Consider the following 20,891-nt stretch of genomic DNA (forward strand, 5'->3'; position numbering starts at 1 on the left):
TCGGGGGAGGCGGCCGACGTACGGGTTCCCGGTACAGGAACACCGTCGGCCACTTCCACTTGTGAGTGGTCGCCATCCGGAAGGAGGCGGGCACCGCGACCTCCTTCGACACCCCGATCACTCAATGGGGCATCAGACAATCCCCGCCTTCCGCGAGACGGAGAGGGCGGTGCGGTGCGGCGGGCGAAGCACGCACCCCCTGGCCGGCACCCGATATCCAGGACCCGATGAGGGCGGGTCGGCCCTCGCCTCCTGCCTGTCGATTTCGCGAACAGCCAACTTGTGCAGCACCGCTGACCGTCGCCGCCGGTGGTCGCGAAGCCGCCGTCGCGCGGCGGGGTGCGGCCGAAGAGCGGGCCCTGGCGAGCGTCAGGGTGTCACCGGCGCGTCCGCTTCGTCGCGCACCGAAGGGATGTCGTGGATCCGGCGCAGCCGGGAGCAGACGAGCCACAGCACCCCGCTGGTCATGCCCGCCCCCGCGAACAGCAGCGCGCCGCGCACGCCGAGCCACTCGCCGAGCACGCCGCCGACGACGCCGCCGACCGGGATGATCCCCCAGATGAGGAATCTGACACTGGCGTTCATCCGTCCCAGCAGGTGGTCCGGGCACATCGCCTGCCGGAAACTGACCTGCGCGACGTTGTAGACCACGAGACCGAACGCGGCGGTGAACCAGGGCACGGCGAAGAACAGCATGCGCCAGCCCGGACCGGCCAGCGGGATGAGGAGCACCGTCGGGATGGTCGTCAGGTAGGCGAGCCAGATCACGCGGACCTGGCCCAGGCGTCCCGCGAGGGCGCCGGCCAACGTGGCCCCGAGTACGCCGCCGACCCCGCCGACGGTCATGAAGGCCCCCGCCGCGGCCTCGGAGAGGCCGACGTCGTGGACGAGCAGCAGGAGTATCAGAGGCGCCTGGACGGCGTAGAAGAAGTTGTACGTGGCGGCTGACCCCACGACGGCGCGCATAAGGGGGTTCTTGAGGACAAAGGACAGGCCACTCCTGATCTCCTCGCGCATGCCTGCCGTCGGTTTCCGCGGATGCTCCGCCTCCGGCTTGTGGATGCGCAGCAGCAGGAGGAATGAGGCGACGTAGCTCACCGCCTGCACCGAGACCGCCGCTGCCGCTCCTGCCTGGGCGAGCGCCCCGGCCGCGGCCGGTCCGGCCATCTGCGAGGCCGAATTGGTGCTCTCCAACTTCGAGTTGCCCTCGACGAGCCGATCACGTCCGACCACAGCAGGTATGTACGCCTGATACGCGATCTCGTAGAAGGTGCGGGCCGCACCGAGCAGCAGGGCCACCACGAGGAGCACGGGGAAGGTGAGCCGGTCCAGCAGCGCGGCGCACGCCAGGGCCACCATCAGCACGGCGCGGCTGAGGTCGCACACGATCAGGACGGGCCGGCGTCGCATACGGTCGATCCAGGCCCCCGCGGGCAGACCGAGCACCAGGTAAGAGAGGCCGAGCCCGGCCTGGAGCAGGCCCATCTGCAGGGGTGAGGCCGCCAGAGTGGTGGCCGCGATCAGGGGGAGCGCGGTACGGCTGACGGAGGTGCCGAGCATGCTCAGGCTCTGTGAGGACCACAGGAGCCGGAACTCCGGCAGTCTGGTGACGCGCGTCCCGTTCTCCACCGTGCTCACCGCCCGATGGTGAGGCCGTGGACCCACAGGCCGGGACAGGCGACGAACGACGTGTGCGAGCGGTTGGTGCGCACGGTCCCGCTGTGGCCCTCGATCCGCCGCAACAAGTCGAAGACGTTGCCCGCCACGGTGACGTTTCCGGCGTTGCGGCGTGTTCCGTCCGGGTCCTCCAGCAAGGCGTTCGCACCGATGGAGAAGTCACCGGTGATGCCGTTGGAGGTGTGTACCCCGTTCGCCTGCACCACTCTCAGAAGACGGCGGCCCGGCCGGGGGACGTCGCCGAGGGACTGGCCCACGTGCAGTGAGAGATGGCTGGGCTGGACCCTCGGCATCTCCCCCGCCGCTCCCCGCCAGCCGGAGCCCGCCCGGCCTGCTCCGGCGGACCGTGTGCTGTGCCGGTGGCCGAGGAAGGCCTGCAGCCGTCCGTCTCGGACCAGCTCCACGGCTCGGGTGGGGGTTCCTTCGTCGTCCCAGGGCGCGGCGAGCGGGTACTCGGCGGAGGTGGGGTCGTCAACGAGGTCGACGCCGTCAGCGCAGACGGACTCTCCCCATTTCCCTGCCAGCGGCGACCTGCCCTCGACCACGGTGTCCCACTGGAAGGCCGGGATCACGAGGGAAAGCAGTTTCACCGCCACCCAGCCGGTGAGCAGGACGTCGTCGTACTCCAGTACGTCCGCGGGCGGCCCGGCGAGCACGGTCGCCAGGGCACAGATCTCCGGCAGGTCCACATCGGCCGCCCGAGCGAGGACGTCGTTCGCCGCGCTTCCGTACATCTGGTGGGCCACGAAGCCGGTGCCGGACGCAGTGGCGGTCACCCGGGCCTGGAGTTGAACGAGACCGGTGTGGTAGCCGCGTGGTTCGTCACCGGGTCGTCCGAGTCGTACGGTGCTTCGCTCGGCCTTCACTCTGAGCTCGATGTCCAGCCCAGGGGCCGCCGTACTGAGTTCACGCACGGCGTGCACCGTCTTCTCGCCGAGAGCCGGGCTGGTCGCCGCTCGCGCTGTTCCGGGAGGTGCCGGGGGCTCGGCGGCGGGGGGCGGGGGGAGTCTGCCGGGCAGTGCGCGGGCGACCTCCAGCGCACTGTGCACCAGGGAGGGGTCGTCGGAGTCGGGCAGCGCCCGCACGGCGTACCCCTCGCCGCCGTCCCGCCACACCGTCACGGCGGTCACGCCGGACTCGACGTCGCTGCGCCGTTCGACGACACCACCGCGGCAGACGACCTCTTCGGTCTCCCTATGAGCGGTCCACACCTCGCAGTCGGCCGCCTGCCTCGCGGCCTCGGCGATCAGTGCCTGGATGCCGTCACTCACTCTGTTCCTCCTACGAGCAGGGATCCGACCCGCACCGTGGGGCCGATGACGCCGACGGGCACCCACTGTCCGAACTTGCCGCACTTGGCTGCCCCGACGGTCACGTCGTCCGCCACCGCGTCGACGCCCCGCAGTACGTCCGTGCCGAGGCCGGCGATGGTCGTCTCCCGGATGGGGTCGGTGATCCTGCCCTTCTCGATCAGCCAGCCGTTGGTCACGCGGAACGTGAACTCGCCCGTGGCCTCGACGACTTCACCGCCACCCACATGCTCGGCGTAGATACCGAAGGGGGTGTCGGCGATGATCTCGTCGACGCTGGACGTCCCTGCCGCGAGGCAGGTATTGGTCATCCGGGGCAGGGGCGGCTGCTGCACGGTGCCGCACCTCCCGTTCCCGCTGGGCTCCGTACCGAGTCTGGCGGCCGAGTCCTGGTCCGTCAGGTAGGCCCTGAGCCGGCCCTGCTCGATGACCGTCGTGGACCGGGCCGTCGTCCCTTCGTCGTCGCAGCCGTAGGAACCGACCGCGCCCGGTACGGTCGAGTCGTCCCGCACCTCGACCAGCGGAGAGGCGATCTGCTCCCCGAGCCGTCCGGCGTAGACGGACCCGCGCGCGACCTCGTCCCCCTCCAGCGGATGGCAGCACGCCTCGTGCAGGAGCACCATCCCCCGGCCGCCTGCTACGACCACGGGCATCCGGCCCACCGGGGCGGGCCGGGCGTCCAGGCCGGCGACTGCCCTGCGGGCGACCTCCGCACCTGAGGCCGCCGCGTCGATCCCGTCGAGCCGCCCGCTGACGCCGGGGGTGTAGAAGCCGGTGGACACCCGGTCGCCGCGGCGTGCGACGACCCGTACGGAGAGATAGCTGAGGAGCCGGTGTTCTGTACGGAGCCGCTGTACGTCCTCCCCGCTCGCCAGGGCCATCTGCTGCTCGCTCAGCTCGAAGTCGATCACGACCTGGGCAATGCTCGGGTCGCAGGAGCGGGCGGCTTCCTCCAGCTCGCGCAGGGAGGCCACGATCGCCCCGATCTCCAGCCAGGACGGAGGCGCGTCCGCGGTGCCGCGCGGGCGGTACCCGCTGGCGTTCCCGAAGCCTTCGAGCCGTGCCGCCCAGGGGTTCAGGCCCGGTACGGCTCGGTGGATCAGACCGTGCTCGCCCAGATAGCGGGCAGAGGTCGCCTCGCCCTGCTGGAGGCTGAGATCGCTGACCGAGCCCTCGGCGAAGCGTCCGCTCACGCGGTGCCAGGACTGGACGGCGCCGGAGGAGGGCCGCACACCTCGCGGAGCCCTTCGGCGCATCTCCTCGGCGAGTTCACCCGCCGTGATCCGCACCGGACCGCGGTCCTGAGCCGTGTACGTCACACTGCCTCCTCGATCGACGGGACCGTCCTGATATGGAACGCGAGGGCGGCGAGGGCGGCTTGTGCCGAGCCCACTGCCTCCTCGGCACTTGTCCCGGCCGAGCGGGCGAAGGCGAGACGTTCGTCGGACGACTCCAGCCCCGCGCAGACCGCCCCCGGCTCGGCCTGTACGACGACCTCCTCGACCCCGGCGGTGCGGCGCGCCTCGTCCGCGCCTTCCACGGAGGTCAGCACCCCCGCGGCCGGCGCCGCCGCGAACCAGATCGCCGCGACGGACGGTGTCCGTCCGTCAGCCAGCTTCTTGCGGAGGCCGGGGAGCACGCATTCACCGGCGGCCTGTCTGGCTACGAGGTCCCCCAGGTCCACGCCGGTGGCGGACCGTACGAGCGCCGGTATCTCGTCGCCGCCCATGCGCAGGTGTGTCTCGATCACACGCGGGCCGGCCTCGGTGAGGACGATCTCGGTGTGCGTGGCTCCGAAGGTGATGTCGAGCGCGTCGAGAACGCGGGTGACGAAGCCGCGGACCTCGTCCTCCGTCTCCGGCGGGAGCGGCGCGGGTACGACGTGTCCGAGCTCGACGAAGCGGTCGGGGTCGGAGTACTTGCGGGTGATCGCCACGCACACGTGCTCGCCGTCCTCGGAAAATGCCTCGACGCTGAACTGCGGCCCCTCGTGGAAGCGTTCGGCGACGACTCCGGTGCCGGAGAGGCCGTAGAAGTCTCCGCCGGCCCGCTTGAGCGCGTCGGTCAGCCCGGGTTCCTCCGCCGAACGCAGCACGGCGACACCGACGCTGGCCGAGCCGTGCGTGGGCTTCACCACGCACGGCACGCCGTGCTCGCGTACGAAGACGCGCAGCGCCTCCAGGTCCGTCACCGTGGCCGAGGGCGTGGGATCCGTGCCGGTCTCCCGCAGTCGCGCCCGCATGGCTGCCTTGTCGTGGACGAGCGCCACGGTGCGCGGGCTGTGCGTGTGCAGTCCCAGGGCACGTCCGATCTCGGCGCACCGGTCCTGGTCGCGCTCGCCGAACGTGGCGATGCGCGTGAAGGGGTCCACGGCGTGTACGGCGGTGGCGATGGCCACCCATTCCCTGTCCGGTGCGTCGTGGCGGACTGCGAGGACGCGGCTGTGCGCCTCGCGTTCCCGCAGGCGGGAGAGATAGTCGAGGCGGCAGATCACCGTCGTGCGGTTTCCGGGTGCCGCGGCACGCACGCGTCCTGGCAGGTCCCGTCCGCTGCCGACGACAAGTACGTGTTCGCTCATGTCGCCCTCCCGGCCTCGCAGAAGCCGTCCTGAGAGGCGCTCTGGTGGGGGCGTACGGCGAAACGGATGCGGGCGGCCGCCGTGTCGAGCAGCGCCGTGGTGTCGGCGATGCCCCGCCCGGTCACCACGACGTATCCGGCGCGCTCGTGGGAGTTCGAGACGACGCCCGTCTCCTTGCCCGGCGCGGTGGCGATGTGGACCTTCACCACGTCCTCCGGCTCTTCCGCCTCCTGTGCGCCCGTCACCGAAAGAACCGTCCCCGGTGGGCAGTTGAGGAATCTGATGGCTGCGTGCCTGTGCGGCTCACGGTGGGGCACGTCCGCGGAACCGGACAGGACGGTGAGGAGGTCGGCGACGAGTGAACCTCCGTGCGCGAGGTCGATGAGTTCGTGGATGCAGTCCCCCGGGACGCGGCCCGCGCACTCGACGAGGACGGGCTGCCCGCCTTCCCGCAGAATCCACTCGGCGTGCAGGACCCCTGTCCGAAACCCGATGGCGGCCACCAGCCGCTCCATGGCCGACGCGACCCGCTCGGGCACTCCGGGCGGCAGGACCGCCGGGACCTGATGGCCCATCTCGACGGGGTGCCGACCCGGGCGAACGTTCTTGGCGGTCACGTTGCGGAACAGCACCTGGCCTTCGAAGACCACGCACTCGACGCTGATCTCGGGGCCGTCGACCCGTTCCTCCACGAGGAAGGACGCCGGCAGCGGACGTCTGGCTCGCAGCCGGGGCTCGTCGGCCTCGACGGTGTGCCGCCATGCCTCGTCGAGGTCATCGGTGGCGTCGAGGAGCTGCACACCCAGACTGCCCTGGCGGTTGGCGGGTTTGAGGACACAGCCGTGGCCCTCCTGGTCCCGGAAGGAGCGCACGTCTTCCACACGGAGAGCCCTGCGCCACCGCGGCTGCGGCACTCCGGCCCGCTCGCAGACCTCCCGCAGCAGGGCCTTGTCCCGCAGGACGCGAGCGGCAGCCACCCCGGCGCCGGGCAGCCCCCAATGACCGGCGAGGGCCGCGGCGGCGGAGACCCCGTATTCGACGCCGGGCAGGACGGCACGGACGTTCCGCGGCCGTGGCACCGTCGCGAGCACGGCGGACAGGTCGTCCTCCTCGTGGATGGGCGCCGTGAGGATGCCGGCCACGCAGGGGTGGGCAGTGGCCCGTCGCTCGAGGTCGCGGGCGGCGACGACGTCCGGCTCCTCGACGACGAGGAGCGAGCGAGGTGGCAGGCAACGGTCCAGGTCGGGCAGCAGGGCCGCGCCGAACCCGGCCATGACATGGGTGACGGTCTCAGGGACCTCGTCGTGGAAGCGGCTCATCAGGTGCGCGCCTCCGTGGCCACGGGCTCCGTGTGCACACGGATTCCCTCCGCGGCGGCCCGGGCGCGTTCCACCGCGGAGTCGGAGTCCTCGCCGGTGGCGATGACGTAGCCGACCCGATCCGCGCTGGAGCGCACTGGTTGGACCACGCTCCCGGGTTCGGCGGTGACGACCACCTCGTGCACCCCTTCGGCCCTCTCGGCCCGCGCTGTTCCCTCGACCTCCACGACGCGGCCGGGCTCGGCCCGCACGAACCAGATCGCGGCGGCTCTGGCCGGGACCGGTGGCCCGGGCAGCGGGTCGATGCCCAGGGGCAGCGTGAAGCCAAGGCGTTCCAGATCTGTTCCGTGGGACAGCCGTACCAGTTCGTAGATGCGGTCCCCGCCCATGCGGTTGTGGGACTCGATGCTCACCGGCCCGGTGTCGGTGAGCATCACTTCGGTGTGAGCGCAGCCCTCGGAGAGCCCGGCCGCATCCAACAGGCCCATGACGAGCTTCTCGACGGCGGGCCGGTGCTCGGGGCCGATACGGGCCGGCACGACGTGACCGCACTCCACGAAGTTCTCGTCGATGAACTTCTCTGTGAGGGCGAGAACACAGTGGCGTCCGTGCTGGGACACGGTTTCGACGCTGATCTCCTTGCCGACGAGGAACCGTTCGGCCAGCAAGGGCGGTTGCTCCTCCGAGCGGCCGTCGAAGGCCCGCTCCACGTCCTCGGGAGACTCGATGCGCCGCACGTTCTCGCTGCCAGTGCCGTCGCGGGGTTTGAGGACGACCGGGTAGCCGTGGCTCTCGCAGAAATCCCGCAGTTCGGCGGCGGAGTTGACGAGGGCGCAGGGGTGCGTCTCCACTCCGGCCTCGGCGAGACGTGTGCGCAGCGCGTACTTGTCCCGGAGCAGGGCGGAGACGGAACCAGGGTTACCGGGCAGCCCCAGGTGCTCCGTGAGGAGCCCCGCGGGTTCGAGACCGGGGTCGGTGAAGGAGGCGACGAGCGCGAGTGGGGCCGCCTGGTGAAGACCCGCGACGACAGGGAGGAGCAGGTCGGGGCGCGTGTAGTCGAGCAGGAGGGCCTCGTGCGAAGCGGCGCGGTGCTGGTCGGCGAAGAGCCCGGTGTGCTGGGCGTAGACGACCTCGAAGCCGGCGTCCACGGCAGCCTTGAGCTTTCCCGCCCGCCCGGCGATCACCAGCACCCGCGGCTTGGGACTGTCCTGCTGCTTCATCAACGAACTCCTGTCGTGCGGACGGTTTCGAACGTGACTGTGCGGGCTTCGTCGTCGTACAGCACCCAGTGCGCCTCGCGGTCCCTCGCGGCGCCCGCGTTCACCAGGCACGGGCCCGACCGGGGCAGTTCGTAGACACGGCCGGTCACGGGTTCCAGGCGGAGCGGGGCGTGCTGCCCGGTCGCTTCCAGGCCGGTGGTGAGCAGCCGACGGTGACTGTGGCCGTGGATGAGGACCGGTCGGTCCGGCAGGGCGTCGAGTACGGGGTGACTCAGATCCTCGCCTCCCCGGAACCAGGTGAAGCGGTGGCCGTGGACGAACCGGGTTGTGGGCGTGGCCCATTCCGGGGGTGCGGCCAGCAGCGCTTCCAGCGCCCCGGGGACGCCTTGGCCGCGAAGGACGGCGGTGATGCGCTCCTCCTGGTTTCCGCGCACCAGAACGCACGAGGAGAGGGATTCCCAAAGCGGCGCATCGAGGTCCACCGCGTCCTGGAGCGACCAACGGAGGTCCCGGTGCAGGTCCTTCTTGGACACCTTCGCGTCGAGGTAGTCGCCCGTGAGGACCACGGTGTCGACGCGTCCGGCGGCCTTCTCCTGTATCGCCAGCAGGTTCTCGTAGTTCCCGTGCAGATCGGATATGACGGCGAAACGCGCCACCCCTGCCCCCTTGCGACAATCCCCGTTTCGCCACGGCCCGCGTCGTCGGCGTTCCCTCGCTGGATGAGCGGCACGCGGTGAGCGGGCGCCCCGCCTCCCCGAACTCGCCTGCTCCTGAGGGATCTTCACCCAGAAGACATGCGGAATCCACGCTTCAAGGGTGGCGCATTACGTCGTGGCGCACAGACGACAGGGGGAAAGCGGACAGAGGGGCTTGTCTTCAGGCATAAGCCGCAACCGCGGACTCGCAGTCCGGCTGCTCACAGCCTGGTCCACCCCGCCGTCGGGTCGGCGAAGACGCATTATCCGCAGTCGCCGGCTTCGACGATGCGAATCCGCCCTTGCCGACGCCCGCTCTCGCCCGAGGTCACCCTCGCGACCAGCTCAAAGATCTCTACCTAGGGCGCACAAGCGCCCGGCCGGCCTGGCCGCCTTTTTGTGCCACATCACGTCTCACGCTGCGGTCGCCATGTTGACACCCTCGCAGACGGCCTTCTACGTTCAGCGAAGTTCACACAGCGTTCATAACCGGTCTCCAATACCCCTGTCGACGATGACCCGGGGGATGGCGCCATCGGGCCTCGGCCGGGAAGAACGAACTCCCTGGAGAAGTGAAGTGATCGACACCCGCGCCGCCGCCAGGTTCCTCGGTCCGACCATCGGCGAAGGCGAACACCGCGCCACCGGCACGACGCAGGACGGCAAGCTGCTGGTCAGTCACATCCACGGCGGGACATAGGGATCTCCTCGGGTCGCGGGAGCTGTCCTCCGCGGCGGGCGCCCCGCCAGTCCGGGGAACGGGAACGGGCCGACAACGGCGGCGGCACGATCCTGTCCCCTTCCCCTGTGTCCCGACAGGCCCTAGTCCGGCCGGTCCGGGCGCGCGTCGCGCCCCAGGAGGTAGCCCGCATGCAGCCGGTTGGTCGCCCCGAGCTGCGCCATGATCTCGGCGACGTGGCGCTGCACGCTGCGCAGCGACATTCCCAGTCGACGCGCGATCACCCTGTCGTCCTCGCCGAGCACAAGGAAACGGATGATTGCCTCCTTGATCTCGTCGGAGATCACGCGGACCCGATCCCGTTGATATGAGTCCGGAAACGGGTCCGCCGCTATCCAGGCCCAGTTGAAACATCGGCTCATGAATTCCACAACCCCGGGGGAGCGCACCAGCAGCGCGCCGCGCAAATCCGTCGGAGCGTCAATGAGTGCAATTTTTCGGTCAACGACGATTAGCCGCGGAAACCCGTCGGCGAGTGTGCGGACTTCCGCCCCCAGGCCGGTAACCCACTGGACGTATGACAATGTCTCCGCGTTGAATTGTGCAGTGTGTTGATAAAGCGTCCTCATCCGGACTCCGCGCGAGAGCAGCATCTCCGTCCGTTCGAAGGATTCCTCCAACTGGTCGTTCGGCCGTGCCCCGCCCGGCTGCGAGGTGAGCACCTCGGTCCGGCACGTCTCGCACAGCTCCGTGATGAGGTCGCGGACCTGCTGCAGGTCGAAAATCGGCTCCACGCGTTGATCCTGCATGCGGTCGAAGAGGGCGTCGGAGTACACGGAGGAGAGATCCATGAGCTCCCGTCGAACCTGGTTGACCCGCATCAACGCCTGAGTGATCTGCCGTTCGGCCCCTCCGAGGAGAAGCGCCTGGGAGAGATCGGGCGGCAGCGCCGCGTACCGGGCCGGCGCGTCGCCGACACGGGTGAGGAGGCGAAGCCCGAGGAGCCGCTCCATGGCGCGATCCAGGTCCTCCTCGGATACCGAGGAGAGCTCGCCCTGTTCCCGTAATTCACATGTGGAGACGGGCGATCGCTTCGCCACCCGCTCATAGATGGCCACCGCAATTGCATCCAACTCGTATCGGCCTACAGCTTCCGTTATGTCCGGTATGTGCATTTTGGATACCCTTCATCTCTCCGCCAGGCGCATCTACGATACCTACTCGTAGTCCACATTGACTTAACATCAACAACATCCGTTAGCGCACGCGACTTTCACCGCCTGGGTGAATCGGCGCCGGAGAGACCTCGACCAGAATTTAAGAGCCAAAAACAGGGGGAAACAGTGGGGGCTGTGAATGGCCACGAGGACGAACCGGACCTTGGTTGGGGAGGCTGACCCGGGCATCCCCCAGTCACGACAACGCCCGAACACTCCGACGGCAAGGAAGTGGCATGTACCGTTTCGGCGAAACCGGCCGATGTTGGCGCCTGGTGGTCATCGGCGGCGGATCCGCCGCCGCAATCCAGGTCCGCCAGGGGGACGTACCTCCCCAAGACACCCTGGTCATCGCTGACCGCCTGGGCACGGGAATGGAGTTCCTCGACAACTCCATCCTGCAGTCCTACGCGGACGAGCTCAGGCTCTCCCGGCACCAGGAAACATTTCGGCTCGGTGCGACCGGGCAACTCCGTCCCAGCGCGGCCCAGTTCGATGCCTACGTCCGTGAGAGCCTGCTCGGCTCCGGCGCCACGCTGAAGAGCGCACGGGTCCTGGAGGTCGAAGGCGAAGCGGGCAACTTCCTCCTCCACGTACTCAACGGCGATGGCCGCATGTCCTACGAGCGTGCCGAGGCAGTCGTCCTGGCGACGGGGAGCACCCCCCGCACCCCACCCCCCGGTTGGGCGGAGGCCGGGGCCGTCTCCCACGACGTCGTCCACCGCGAACGCGCCCGGCAGCAGACGAGCCGGTGGGCGGGCAGAACCGTCCTCGTGGTGGGCTCCGGCAACTCGGCCATGCAGGTCGCGTCGCTGGTCGCCTCGGAGGCCGCCGAGGTGGTGGTTCTCGGCAACCGCTACGTCGGCATGTTCCCCACGGAGAGCCCCGACAAGTACAGCTGGCGTGCCCCCTCCCAGCTCGCCTGCGAGCTGGTCGCCAAATCCGCCCAGGAGTGCGGCCGGCCGGGATGGCACACCACGTGCGTGCGCCACCTGGTCTACGACCGTCTCGGCGTGCGCGACGGTGAGATCACATGGACGTACAAGGCCGGGGACAACCAGAACCCCCTGGGCTCCCGGTCTCTCAGCGGCCGGTGCCGGCACGCCCGGGGACGCCTCATCGGTGAGGGCGGCTCGGCCTGGGAGGAGAGCCGCCGGATCGAGGAGACCGCGGTGGTCTGGGCGACGGGCAGCGGGCCCGTGCTCCCGGGCGGCCCGCTGATCGAGTTGCTGGCCCGGGACGCGGACGGCTCGCTCCTGACCGACGAGGCCGGCCGCACCTCGATGGACGGCATTCATGCTCTCGGCGCCTGCGCCGGTCAGCGTGCCGTCAACGAAACCACCCCGGCGCTGGTACGCGGGCGTCTGCCCCTCCCGGAGCTCCTGGCGGGTCGGGGTGTTCCCGTGGACTCCGAGGTGTCCGCATGACGGGAACGGAACGCCCCTACCGGATCATCGCGATCGAGGGGATCGACGGATCGGGAAAGTCCACCCTGGCCGCCCACCTGGTACGTCTCCTCGGACCCAAGGCCCGGTACGAGCGGCTCTCGCCCCGCATGGCGAGCGTCTTCCGCGAACTGGTCGATGAGCCCTCGCAGCATCAGCACCGCTACCAGGACGTCGTCCCCGACGCGCTGCGCCGGAGCGCCTTCCTGGTCGACGCGCAGGCACAGTTCCACTACCTGGAAGCGGAGTACGCGGCGTACGACTGGCTCATCTTCGACCGGTGGCTCACCACCTACGACGTCTACGCCCCAGGACGCAGCGTGTACGACGACCACTACCAGCTCCTCATGGACGACCTGCCGCGGCCGGACCTCCTCCTCCACGTCCGCACCCCGCCGCGGACCGCGTTCGCACGCATCACCCAACGGGGGGACTGGACCATCGACCACTGGAGCGCCGACCAACTGATGGCCGACCTGGAGAGGCTTGACGCGTCGTACGCCACGCGTCTCGCCGACGTCCCGCACGCGGTCGTGGACGGCTCACCGCCCGCCGAAGAGGTCGCCGACCACGTCCTCGGCCTGATCCACGCTCTCGACCGTCACGGCGACAATGAGGCAGCCGCATGAGCACGAAACCGATCCTGACCGTTCTCGCCGTCGCCGACGCCTGGCCACGCTCCCAGCTTGAGCCCTTCCTCGCGCACGAGGGAGGACTCGCCGAGCGCGGGGTCTCCGTCCGCCTGCACACCTACGCCGAGGTGCGCAAGGGGGTGCGCGGCCTGCGTGGACCCGTCGGAGTGGTGCTGTTCTTCCCCCACCAGTTCTGGGACGCGCGGATCGAGGACAGAGTCGCGGGCGCCTACGGGACACGGGCCTACGCCGACGCCCTCTCCGCGTACCTGCTCAGCTCCGACCGCCTGCTGCGCCGCAGCGTGCCCCTGGGGGTTCACTACCTCAACCCGCCGACGGCGGTCGCCCGCACCAGGGACAAGGCACTGGCGAGACGAGTGCTGGAGCAGGCGGGCATTCCCGTGCCCCCGGCCGTCGAGAACCCCACCCCCGAGGAGTTGTCGACCTACCTGAAGTCGGGGCGGTCGCTCTACGTCAAGGCGGTGTGCGGGTCGATGGGCAAGGGCATCACGCATCTGGCCCCTGGGCGGTGGCGCACCAACTACGCTTATCGGGACGGACGGTTGGAGTCCCCCGGAAACACCTCTGGTGAACAGTGGATCTTCCGGGACGTCGACCCCGGCGACGAAGGGTTCCTGACCGCGCTCTGTGCCGAATCAGGCTTCGTCTTCGAGCACGAGGTGGGTATGACCGTCGGGGGAGCCAAGACGGAGCTGCGGGTCACTGTGGCGAGCGGGTGCGTGATCGACATCGAGGAACGCCACGCTCCTGCGGGATCGGTCACCACCCGCTCGGTGGAGCAGGGGCGCACGGTGGTCGAAGGTCCCATGTCCCGAAGCGCCACCGCCGGGCAGACGGCGCTGTACGCGGCGCGTGCCCTGGGGTTGCGCTACGCCGTTTTCGACATGGTCACCGACGACTTGGACCGCTCCTACGTGCTGGACGCCCAAGCGTTCCCGGCCACTGGGACGAAAGAGGACTTCTGGCGGAAGATCCTCGGCGTACTCGTCCCTCCGCCCCTTCCCCGGCCGGTGGCCGAGGGACATCCGACAGGACTACGAGCGACATGACGATGGACACCGACGAGGCGGGCGGCGCGGGTGGCACGCGTCTTGCCGAGCCGACGCCTATCAGCACCGAAGTCGTCGCGAGCGACGGCACCGTACACCCGTGGACCGGGTTCAGCACGGGTCCACGCGTGCTCACCGACGAGGAAGTCGAGGAGTACTGCAGGCTTCTGCTCGGACACGGCGTCGCCGACGTGGCGGACAGAGCGGCGCGGGAACTGCTCCCGTTCGCCGAGGACTCCGTCGCGCAGGAGGTGGTGCGCGCCGTCGTCATGCACTCCGCCACACGGACCACGCGGGGCTTCGAAGGCGACCTGTCCGACGTCGTCGCCGGACGCAACCCGTACGACGTCGCCGGCTATCTGGAGAGCCGGGCGGTCACGCTGGCCCGGGAGGGCGACGTGGCGGTCGGCCGTATCGCTCCGTGGCGCGAGGCCGTGACCCTCGCCGGCGTCACCGCCGTCGACATCGGCACCCGCGAGTACTACTACCTCTCCGATGCCCTGCTCACCGTCGCGGCCTCGCCCGGGCACTCCGCGCTGCTTCCGCTCCTGGACTGGTACCGCACGCACCCGAACGCGGTGGTGCGGCTCTACGCCCTCGACCTGGAGACGCAGATCTTCCTCCTGTGGCTCAAGGAGAGCCTCGGCCTCGACATCCTGCGGGTCGACGCGAACGGGCCCGTCGTGTCAGCCAGTTGGAACCGGAAGGAACACCTCCATCCCACTGTCCCGGACGCGCTGCGAGTCGCCGCGGACGGGATGGAGCCGGACGACCTGCTGGCCCGCGAGCAACGGATGTCCTCCGCTTACCAGTTGCTCGGCATGGAGATTCCGGTCCTCCCCGGCTACCTCGTCCCCCGCGGGGACGACCCGGAGGAATTCGCCGCCGGGGTACGCGCCGCGGCGCGCCTGCTCCTGGAGCGTTACGGCGTGGAACGGGGCTGTCTCAAACCGTGCGAGGCGGGCGACGGTGCCCGCATCGTGACCGGCTTGGACCTCCGTGACGAGGAAGCGCTCAGCCGGCACGCGCGCGAGGCCCACCAGCACGGCGACGCGTACGCCCTGGAGGCGCACGTCGACTTCGCCACCTGTGACATCGCCGGACGTCGGTTCATCATCACTCCGTCGGGTCACATCCACGGGGGGCGAGTGGCCGAGGGGCTGACCCTCCAGCTCATGAACGGCTGTTCCTGGGAGGGCAACGCGACACTGCTCGCCGAGGACTTCGCTGCCTTCGGAGTGCCCAAGACCGCGTACGCCTCCATGACGGCAGCCCTGCAGACGATCCTCGACGCGTTCGGGGGCCCGCAGGCCGAGGCGCAGGGGTGCGCGCACAGCCTGGTCACCGGGGGGATCGACTTCGCGGTAGGACGGATCGGGGGGCGCTTCGGCGACCGGCTCGTCCACGGGGTCATCGACCTGAACCTCTCGTCCCACGGCGCGGTGTACATGCGCGCCTTCCAGGACGCGCTGTCCGGTCCGGCCGGCCCCGTGCACGTGGCCACCCGTGTCTACCGTCCCGCCGCCCTGGCGGACCTGGCGACCACGACCCGTCGGGCGGAGCAGGAGACGGGGCCGGACAGAGCGGTCCGGGTCGTGGCCAGCGTTCCGGACCGCTGGGGCATGGTCGGTATCTCGGGCGCCTCGACGGCGGACGCGGTGTCCGCCGTCGAGGCACTCGTGGCCCGGCTCCACGCGGCGGGCCTAGTACGCGACAGCCCGGCGTGAAGCTGCCTGCGCCAGGGCCCGGAACAACCCTCCCCCGACCGGCGATTCGGCCGGCAGCTCCTCGGGGTGCCACTGGACTCCCAGCGCGAACCACGGGCCGTGGGCCTCGATCGCCTCGATCACGCCGTCCGGGGCGTGGGCGACGGCGCGCAGGCCCGCCCCGAGCGCGGAGACCGCTTGGTGATGTCGGCTGTTCACGAGGACCCGCCCGGCGTCCGTCACGTGCCGCAACCGGCTTCCCTCCGCGACGACGATGTCGTGGAAAGCGGTTCCGGCTTCGTCGCCGCCGTGCCCGGAGACACCCCGCTGGGCCGGCAGGTCCTGCCACAGGGCCCCGCCCTTGGCCGCGTTGAGCAGTTGGGCACCCCGGCAGATACCGAGGACGGGTTTCCCGTCCTCCTCCGCCCAGCGCAGCAGGGCCAGCTCCATCGCGTCCAGCTCCGGCTGGATCTCTGTGGTGGTGTGCCGCTCGTCGCCGTACAGCTCGGGCGCGATGTCCATCCCACCGGGCAGGACAAGGGCCTCGCAGAGGTCGTAGAGGTCACGCAGAGCGGACTCGGCGACCGGTGCGATGCCCAGCGGGACGGCGCCGGAGGCTTCCACGGCGCGGAAATACCCGATGCTCTGCATCCAGCGGTCCGTCTTCTCGGGTCTGCGCCAGGGCCTGAGGGATATTCCGATAATTGGCTCTCGCATGGCGAGGAAGCTAGCACGAAATCTCAGCAGAAAGGAAAGGGAAAACCGGAGTGACATACCGCATAGTGGCCCTTGAGGGAGTGGACGGAAGTGGAAAGTCCACCCTCCTCGAGAGTCTCCACGCTTCGCTTTCGGCTCACTCGAAGGTCGTCCGCGCGAGGCCCGCCCGAGCGCTCTCGAACGCATTCCGGAGAATAGCTGAGGACGGGCGTCCGGAAAATCTCTACCAAGATGCCCTGCCTGCGCCTTTTCGGCATTCTGCCTATCTCCTGGAGAGCGCCGTACAGTTCCGCTACGAACAGCATCGGTTCGAACAGGCGGACTTCGTGCTCTTCGACCGCTGGCGGCACACGTGGGCCGTGTACTGCGAGGACGTGGTGGAGCACGGGGACTGGTTCGCCCGCATCGAGGCCCTGCTTCCCCGGCCCGACGTACTGTTCTGGCTGCGGGTCGATCCCGAGTTGGCCTACGAACGGCTCGTCGCGCGTCAGGACCGCTGGGTGGAGGCGTATTCCCCCGCCGGACTGCGCGCCAAGATCACCAGGCTGTGCGAGCGGTACGAGGAGGTCATGCGGGACTCCGGTGCCGTCGTCCTCGACGGCACCGGTCCCGCGTCCGAAGTACGCGCCGAGGCCCTGGCCGTGCTCGCGGCCCAGCCGGCCGCTTCAGTCGGCTAGCAGCTCCTCCAGGGTGCGGTGCAGTGCGGGCCCGCCTTCGAAGAGCACGGCAGTGATCCCCAGCTCACGGGCCGCTCGCACGTTGGCCACGCGGTCGTCCACGAAGAAGGCTTCCTCGGCGGTGGCGTCGAGGAGGCCCAGGGCTCCCGCGAATGCTTCGGGGGCGGGCTTGGTCGCCCGGAGCACGCAGGAGAAGGCGAGAACGTCGAAGCGGTCGTCCACGTCCGCCAGGTGCCGGGGAAGCCCCGAGAGCAGCAGCGCGTCGTTGTCCGTGAACAGGGCCGTGCGGTACGAACGGACGAGATCGGCCGCCGCGAGGACGTCCGGGTCGGGCTCGAAGGCGCCGCACCAGATGCTTCGCAGCTCCGCGGAGGTACCGGGGTAACCGAGACGCCGCCTGATTTCCTCCTCCACCTCTTGGGCATTTCCGGCTCCGCCGTCCCAGGAGGAGATCAGCCCCGAGGAGTACAACTCCTCGTCGACTCTCTCCGCAGGAAGGCCGCATGCCTCGCCGAGGATTTTCAGCCGGCGCTCGCGATGAAAGCGGCAGACGACGCCGCCGAGATCGAAGAGGAAAACTCGTGGCTTCATGCCCGGCACATTAGCAAACGCTGCCGACAGAGGGAAAGCCGCCCGATGCGCGGTATCGGAAACGACCGTGCCGGCTGCGATTTTCACGTCACGTCAAGAACGCGGAATCCAGTCGACCGAAGAAATGCTCCGCGGGCGACCACGCCCTTCCGTGCTCCATTTACGTCGACTCTTTTTGGCGGTGATGCCCGATTTACCCCCTGTCGGCCTGTCGCCAGGGCGAGTTGCGAAGGCTCACGGCCCTGGCGTGACGGTTGGGAGCGCGCTGATGATGAATGCGTCCGGTCGGCGTCACAGGTTCGAGCCACTGGTCGGCGAGCGCCATCCGTCGAGGTCTGCGCTACGCCCCATCTCCCAGGTCAGGCCGCCGGCAAGGCGGCCTCCCGTGCGACGCGTACTGTCACCGAAAGGATCCAAGCCCGTGGGCAACGAGGTCGAAGCAGGTACCGAGGTCATCGCGCGCATCAAGCAGATGATCGACGACTCGGGTATCAACGAGAACGCCTTCTACCAGACGCTTCGCAAGGAGCCGCTCCCCAAGGACGTCCTCAAAGAGGTCTTCCAGCAGTACTACTACTACATCCGAACGTTCCCGCAGATCCTGGCCGGACTGGCGGCCCGCGTGGACGACGAGTTCATCCGGCTGAAAAGCGCCCGCACCGTCGTCTCGGAGCTGGGTGACGGCCGCGGGGACGCGCACTACGTGATGTTCGAGAAGGCGCTTGCGGGCATCGGCGTCGTGCTCGACGACTACCGCACGGTCGAGCACGCCCCGGAGGCGGAGCAGTTGGTCGCCAACCTGCGACGCCTGTTCCTCGAGGAGTCCTCGAACTACTCGGTCGGCGCGCACTACGTGATCGAAGAGTTCGGGTTCCCGATGATCGTGAACCTGTACGAGGGCTTCCGCCTCTACGACGGCTGGGAGCACGAGGACTACAACTACTTCTACCTCCACATCCTCATCGAGGCCAACCACGTGGACTGGGTCCAGGACGCCCTGCTCGCTGCGGCGAAGGAGGAGACCGCCCGCGAGGAGCTGATCCAGGGCGCAGCCCAGGTGCTGGAGGCCCTCACCACCTTCTGGAACGGGCTCAACCGCATCGCCACGGCCTGATGAGGACACCCGGACGGCGCCCGCGCGCCTCGTGTCCGTCCGGGTGTCGTGGACCGAGGAACGGAAGGACACGGTGAGTACGTCCACCTCCACCGAACCGGACAGCCAGGTGGTAGGCGTCTACCAGCGCATGACCGCACTGGCGGCGGAACATTCCGCGATCAACCTCTCGCAGGGGATACCGGAACCCGTGTACGACACGGAGTGGCGAGCGGCGCTGGCGGCCGAGGTGTCCCTCGCTCACTTCCAGTACACACCGTCCGCGGGAACACCCGGACTGCGAGAGCGCGTGGCAAGCCTGTACGCCGAAGGGCTTCCGGCTCCGGTGATCACCTCCGGCTGCACGGAGTCCCTGGCCGCCATCCTGCTCGGCCTCGCGGACGACGGGTGCGACAGCGTGCTGTGGCTGGAACCCTTCTACTCCTACTATCCCGGGCTGGCCAGGATCGCGGGCATGGACGCCCGCAGCGTCCCGATCGATCTCGCCGGGACCGCCCCTCGCCTGGACATGGACCGGTTGGCGGCGGAACTGGCACCGCTCGGCCGCCGGGGCGTCCTGCTGCTGAACTCCCCGCACAACCCGACCGGGCTGGTCCTCGGCCGCGACGAGTGGGCGGCGGTGCGCGAACTCGTGGATCTGCACGGCTGCCATCTCGTGATCGACGACGTGTACCGCGACTTCCGCTACCGCGGTCCGGCCGTACCGTACACGGCGCTGATGGAGACGGGACGCACCGCGATCGCCGGCGGAGTCTCCAAGTCCTACGCGGCCGCCGGGCTCCGGCTGGGATGGCTGCTGGCGCCCGACCGGCTCGCACGCCGCGCCGAGACCGCTCACATGCACCTGTCCAACTGCGCGCCGGACCTGCTCCAGCGGGCCGCCGTCAGGCTGCTCGCCGAGGTGGACTCCACGCGGCTGGCACATACGGCGCAGTCCTATCGGGGCAAGCGGGACCACCTGCTTGCGGCACTCGCCGACAGCGGCTTCACCGCATCCGTGCCCGACGGCGGTCACTTCGTCATGGCCGTGCCTCCCGCGGTTCGTACGCGGGGGCCCGAGCCCGCGGTCGACCTGCTGCGGAACACAGGGGTGTGCGCCCTGCCTCTGGACCATTTCTTCACCCGGCCGCACGCGCCGTGGCTCCGATTCTCCTTCGGAGTCTCCGTCGGACAGGTGGAGGAGGCGGCCCGGCGGCTGCGGCGCGCGCGAACCACGAGGGACACCTGAGGCGGGTGAGGTATCCGCCCATGCAAAGGTCCCGGGCAGCCGGGTCTGGACTTCTCCGGGAGCGAATCGTATGCGAGCAACGCCAATGGGCGCCCATGAGTTCGCCGGTGAGGTGACCGGCCTCGACGTCGCCTCAGCCACCGCGGACGAGATCGGCGAGTTGAGAACCCGCCTCCACCGGCACCGGGTACTGGTCCTGCGCGGCCAGTCCCTGAGCCCCCATCAATACCAGACGTTCATGGAGCACTTCGGCCGGCCGATTCCCCACGTGCTCCAGAACCTCACCGTGCAGGGCTTCCCCTCGATCCTGACCATCTCGGACCACGTCAAGGCCGACGGCACTCCCACCGGGGTGCTCGACGGCGGGTCCTACTGGCACGCCGACATGTCGTACCTCCAGGACGTCGGCATCGCCACCTCCCTCTACGCGCTGCGCGCTGCCGAGTGCTCCGGCGGCACGGCCTTCGCCGATCTGGCCCCCGCCCTGGAGCTCATGGCGTCCCGTCCGGACCTGCTCGAACTGCTCGGCTGCGAGAGCGTTGACGAGGTGCTCGCTCTCGACGTCGTCCATCGCTTCGGCAACCGGAGGGCCTCGCGAGACGACACAGCGGCGAAGCAGTCCCTGTCCCGGGAGCAGCACGCCCAACTGCGGGGTGCCCGGCACAAACTGATCGAGACTCACCCCGTCACCGGGACGCCCGGCCTCTTCGCGCCCTCAGGGAGTGCCATGTCCATCGTCGGGCTCTCCGACGCTCAGTCGGAACTCGCGTTCGACGCGCTGGAGGAGTTCGTCCTGAAGGAGCTGCCCGGCTACACCCACCGGTATCGGCCCGGAGATCTGGTGATCTGGGACAACATGAGCACCCTCCACCGCGGAACCGGGGTCCGCGCGACCCGGAACCTCGAAACCAGCCGTCTCCTGCACAGGATCAACGTCAAGTACGGCGGGGTGCCTGCGGAGCCGGTCGGTTAGCCGCACCAGAGAACTTCCTGGCCCGAAGTTTCGGGCGAGGAAT

19 protein-coding genes are annotated in these 20,891 nt (G+C 69.4%); 9 read left to right on the forward strand and 10 right to left on the reverse strand.

What is annotated here, in order from left to right; genetic code table 11:
• Positions 1-369: 369 nt before the first annotated feature.
• Genes ACF07B_RS05695 through ACF07B_RS05725 form a run of 7 tightly spaced genes read right to left on the reverse strand, consistent with a single transcriptional unit; the run spans position 370 to position 8,760 of the window.
• A complete protein-coding gene (locus tag ACF07B_RS05695; RefSeq protein ID WP_369481394.1) occupies positions 370-1,638 on the reverse strand; it encodes an MFS transporter in 1,269 nt (422 codons plus the stop codon).
• Positions 1,635-2,948, reverse strand: a complete 1,314-nt coding sequence (locus ACF07B_RS05700; protein WP_392177828.1) for a metallopeptidase TldD-related protein — start codon at positions 2,946-2,948, stop codon at positions 1,635-1,637. Before ACF07B_RS05700 ends, ACF07B_RS05695 begins: the two co-directional genes overlap by 4 nt.
• Positions 2,945-4,306 carry a TldD/PmbA family protein gene (locus tag ACF07B_RS05705; RefSeq protein ID WP_369481392.1) on the reverse strand — a complete coding sequence of 454 codons (1,362 nt, stop codon included), beginning with the start codon at positions 4,304-4,306 and terminating at the stop codon, positions 2,945-2,947. Before ACF07B_RS05705 ends, ACF07B_RS05700 begins: the two co-directional genes overlap by 4 nt.
• Positions 4,303-5,565, reverse strand: a complete 1,263-nt coding sequence (locus ACF07B_RS05710) for an ATP-grasp domain-containing protein (protein ID WP_392177829.1) — start codon at positions 5,563-5,565, stop codon at positions 4,303-4,305. Before ACF07B_RS05710 ends, ACF07B_RS05705 begins: the two co-directional genes overlap by 4 nt.
• A complete protein-coding gene (locus tag ACF07B_RS05715; protein WP_392177830.1) occupies positions 5,562-6,884 on the reverse strand; it encodes an ATP-grasp domain-containing protein in 1,323 nt (440 codons plus the stop codon). The genes ACF07B_RS05710 and ACF07B_RS05715 overlap by 4 nt, the downstream gene beginning before the upstream one ends.
• Entirely contained in the window at positions 6,884-8,104 is a 1,221-nt protein-coding gene (locus ACF07B_RS05720) for an ATP-grasp domain-containing protein (protein WP_392177831.1), read from the reverse strand. Before ACF07B_RS05720 ends, ACF07B_RS05715 begins: the two co-directional genes overlap by 1 nt.
• On the reverse strand, positions 8,104-8,760 hold the full coding sequence (locus ACF07B_RS05725; protein ID WP_369481388.1) for a metallophosphoesterase: 657 nt from the start codon (positions 8,758-8,760) through the stop codon (positions 8,104-8,106). Before ACF07B_RS05725 ends, ACF07B_RS05720 begins: the two co-directional genes overlap by 1 nt.
• Positions 8,761-9,376: 616 nt before the next feature.
• On the opposite strand from ACF07B_RS05725, the gene ACF07B_RS05730 reads away from it, so the two are divergent.
• On the forward strand, positions 9,377-9,499 hold the full coding sequence (locus ACF07B_RS05730; RefSeq protein WP_392177832.1) for a hypothetical protein: 123 nt from the start codon (positions 9,377-9,379) through the stop codon (positions 9,497-9,499).
• Positions 9,500-9,621: 122 nt separating this feature from the next.
• Here ACF07B_RS05730 and ACF07B_RS05735 read toward each other — a convergent pair whose 3' ends face one another.
• Complete coding sequence (locus tag ACF07B_RS05735) at positions 9,622-10,596, reverse strand: LuxR C-terminal-related transcriptional regulator (protein WP_369481386.1); 975 nt, start codon at positions 10,594-10,596, stop codon at positions 9,622-9,624.
• Positions 10,597-10,931: 335 nt separating this feature from the next.
• Between ACF07B_RS05735 and ACF07B_RS05740 the strand changes: the two genes are divergently transcribed.
• Genes ACF07B_RS05740 through ACF07B_RS05755 form a run of 4 tightly spaced genes read left to right on the forward strand, consistent with a single transcriptional unit; the run spans position 10,932 to position 15,569 of the window.
• Positions 10,932-12,122, forward strand: a complete 1,191-nt coding sequence (locus ACF07B_RS05740; protein ID WP_392177833.1) for an FAD-dependent oxidoreductase — start codon at positions 10,932-10,934, stop codon at positions 12,120-12,122.
• On the forward strand, positions 12,119-12,769 hold the full coding sequence (locus ACF07B_RS05745; protein WP_392177834.1) for a dTMP kinase: 651 nt from the start codon (positions 12,119-12,121) through the stop codon (positions 12,767-12,769). Before ACF07B_RS05740 ends, ACF07B_RS05745 begins: the two co-directional genes overlap by 4 nt.
• On the forward strand, positions 12,766-13,842 hold the full coding sequence (locus ACF07B_RS05750) for a hypothetical protein (RefSeq protein WP_392177835.1): 1,077 nt from the start codon (positions 12,766-12,768) through the stop codon (positions 13,840-13,842). The genes ACF07B_RS05745 and ACF07B_RS05750 overlap by 4 nt, the downstream gene beginning before the upstream one ends.
• Complete coding sequence (locus ACF07B_RS05755) at positions 13,839-15,569, forward strand: hypothetical protein (RefSeq protein WP_392177836.1); 1,731 nt, start codon at positions 13,839-13,841, stop codon at positions 15,567-15,569. The genes ACF07B_RS05750 and ACF07B_RS05755 overlap by 4 nt, the downstream gene beginning before the upstream one ends.
• Here ACF07B_RS05755 and ACF07B_RS05760 read toward each other — a convergent pair.
• Positions 15,546-16,265: a gamma-glutamyl-gamma-aminobutyrate hydrolase family protein gene (locus ACF07B_RS05760; RefSeq protein ID WP_392177837.1), complete on the reverse strand. Its 720-nt coding sequence runs from the start codon at positions 16,263-16,265 to the stop codon at positions 15,546-15,548. The genes ACF07B_RS05755 and ACF07B_RS05760 overlap by 24 nt on opposite strands.
• Before the next feature lie 65 nt (positions 16,266-16,330).
• Here ACF07B_RS05760 and ACF07B_RS05765 point away from each other — a divergent pair, with 65 nt between their 5' ends.
• Positions 16,331-16,942, forward strand: coding sequence for a hypothetical protein (locus tag ACF07B_RS05765; RefSeq protein ID WP_392177975.1), 612 nt, complete (start codon positions 16,331-16,333; stop codon positions 16,940-16,942).
• Here the strand turns inward: ACF07B_RS05765 and ACF07B_RS05770 are convergent.
• Positions 16,931-17,533, reverse strand: coding sequence for an HAD family hydrolase (locus ACF07B_RS05770; protein ID WP_392177838.1), 603 nt, complete (start codon positions 17,531-17,533; stop codon positions 16,931-16,933). The two genes, ACF07B_RS05765 and ACF07B_RS05770, sit on opposite strands and share 12 nt — an antisense overlap.
• A gap of 421 nt (positions 17,534-17,954) precedes the next feature.
• Between ACF07B_RS05770 and ACF07B_RS05775 the strand changes: the two genes are divergently transcribed.
• The 3 genes from ACF07B_RS05775 to ACF07B_RS05785 all read left to right on the forward strand — a co-directional run bounded on the left by ACF07B_RS05775 (position 17,955) and on the right by ACF07B_RS05785 (position 20,848).
• A complete protein-coding gene (locus ACF07B_RS05775; protein WP_392177839.1) occupies positions 17,955-18,647 on the forward strand; it encodes a TenA family transcriptional regulator in 693 nt (230 codons plus the stop codon).
• Between the two features lie 73 nt (positions 18,648-18,720).
• Complete coding sequence (locus tag ACF07B_RS05780; protein WP_369481377.1) at positions 18,721-19,875, forward strand: pyridoxal phosphate-dependent aminotransferase; 1,155 nt, start codon at positions 18,721-18,723, stop codon at positions 19,873-19,875.
• A 70-nt stretch (positions 19,876-19,945) separates the two neighbouring features.
• A complete protein-coding gene (locus tag ACF07B_RS05785; RefSeq protein ID WP_392177840.1) occupies positions 19,946-20,848 on the forward strand; it encodes a TauD/TfdA dioxygenase family protein in 903 nt (300 codons plus the stop codon).
• Positions 20,849-20,891: the final 43 nt, after the last annotated feature.

It is taken from the genome of Streptomyces sp. NPDC015532 (assembly GCF_043078065.1).
GTDB lineage: Bacteria > Actinomycetota > Actinomycetes > Streptomycetales > Streptomycetaceae > Streptomyces.

Bases quoted from the DNA above. Each gene is read 5' to 3' on its own strand.
- ACF07B_RS05745 (WP_392177834.1), top strand. From the start codon at position 12,119: ATGACGGGAACGGAACGCCCCTACCGGATCATCGCGATCGAGGGGATC.
- ACF07B_RS05715 (WP_392177830.1), bottom strand. From the start codon at position 6,884: ATGAGCCGCTTCCACGACGAGGTCCCTGAGACCGTCACCCATGTCATG.
- ACF07B_RS05760 (WP_392177837.1), bottom strand. From the start codon at position 16,265: ATGCGAGAGCCAATTATCGGAATATCCCTCAGGCCCTGGCGCAGACCC.
- ACF07B_RS05740 (WP_392177833.1), top strand. From the start codon at position 10,932: ATGTACCGTTTCGGCGAAACCGGCCGATGTTGGCGCCTGGTGGTCATC.
- ACF07B_RS05710 (WP_392177829.1), bottom strand. From the start codon at position 5,565: ATGAGCGAACACGTACTTGTCGTCGGCAGCGGACGGGACCTGCCAGGA.
- ACF07B_RS05770 (WP_392177838.1), bottom strand. From the start codon at position 17,533: ATGAAGCCACGAGTTTTCCTCTTCGATCTCGGCGGCGTCGTCTGCCGC.
- ACF07B_RS05785 (WP_392177840.1), top strand. From the start codon at position 19,946: ATGCGAGCAACGCCAATGGGCGCCCATGAGTTCGCCGGTGAGGTGACC.
- ACF07B_RS05750 (WP_392177835.1), top strand. From the start codon at position 12,766: ATGAGCACGAAACCGATCCTGACCGTTCTCGCCGTCGCCGACGCCTGG.
- ACF07B_RS05720 (WP_392177831.1), bottom strand. From the start codon at position 8,104: ATGAAGCAGCAGGACAGTCCCAAGCCGCGGGTGCTGGTGATCGCCGGG.
- ACF07B_RS05755 (WP_392177836.1), top strand. From the start codon at position 13,839: ATGACGATGGACACCGACGAGGCGGGCGGCGCGGGTGGCACGCGTCTT.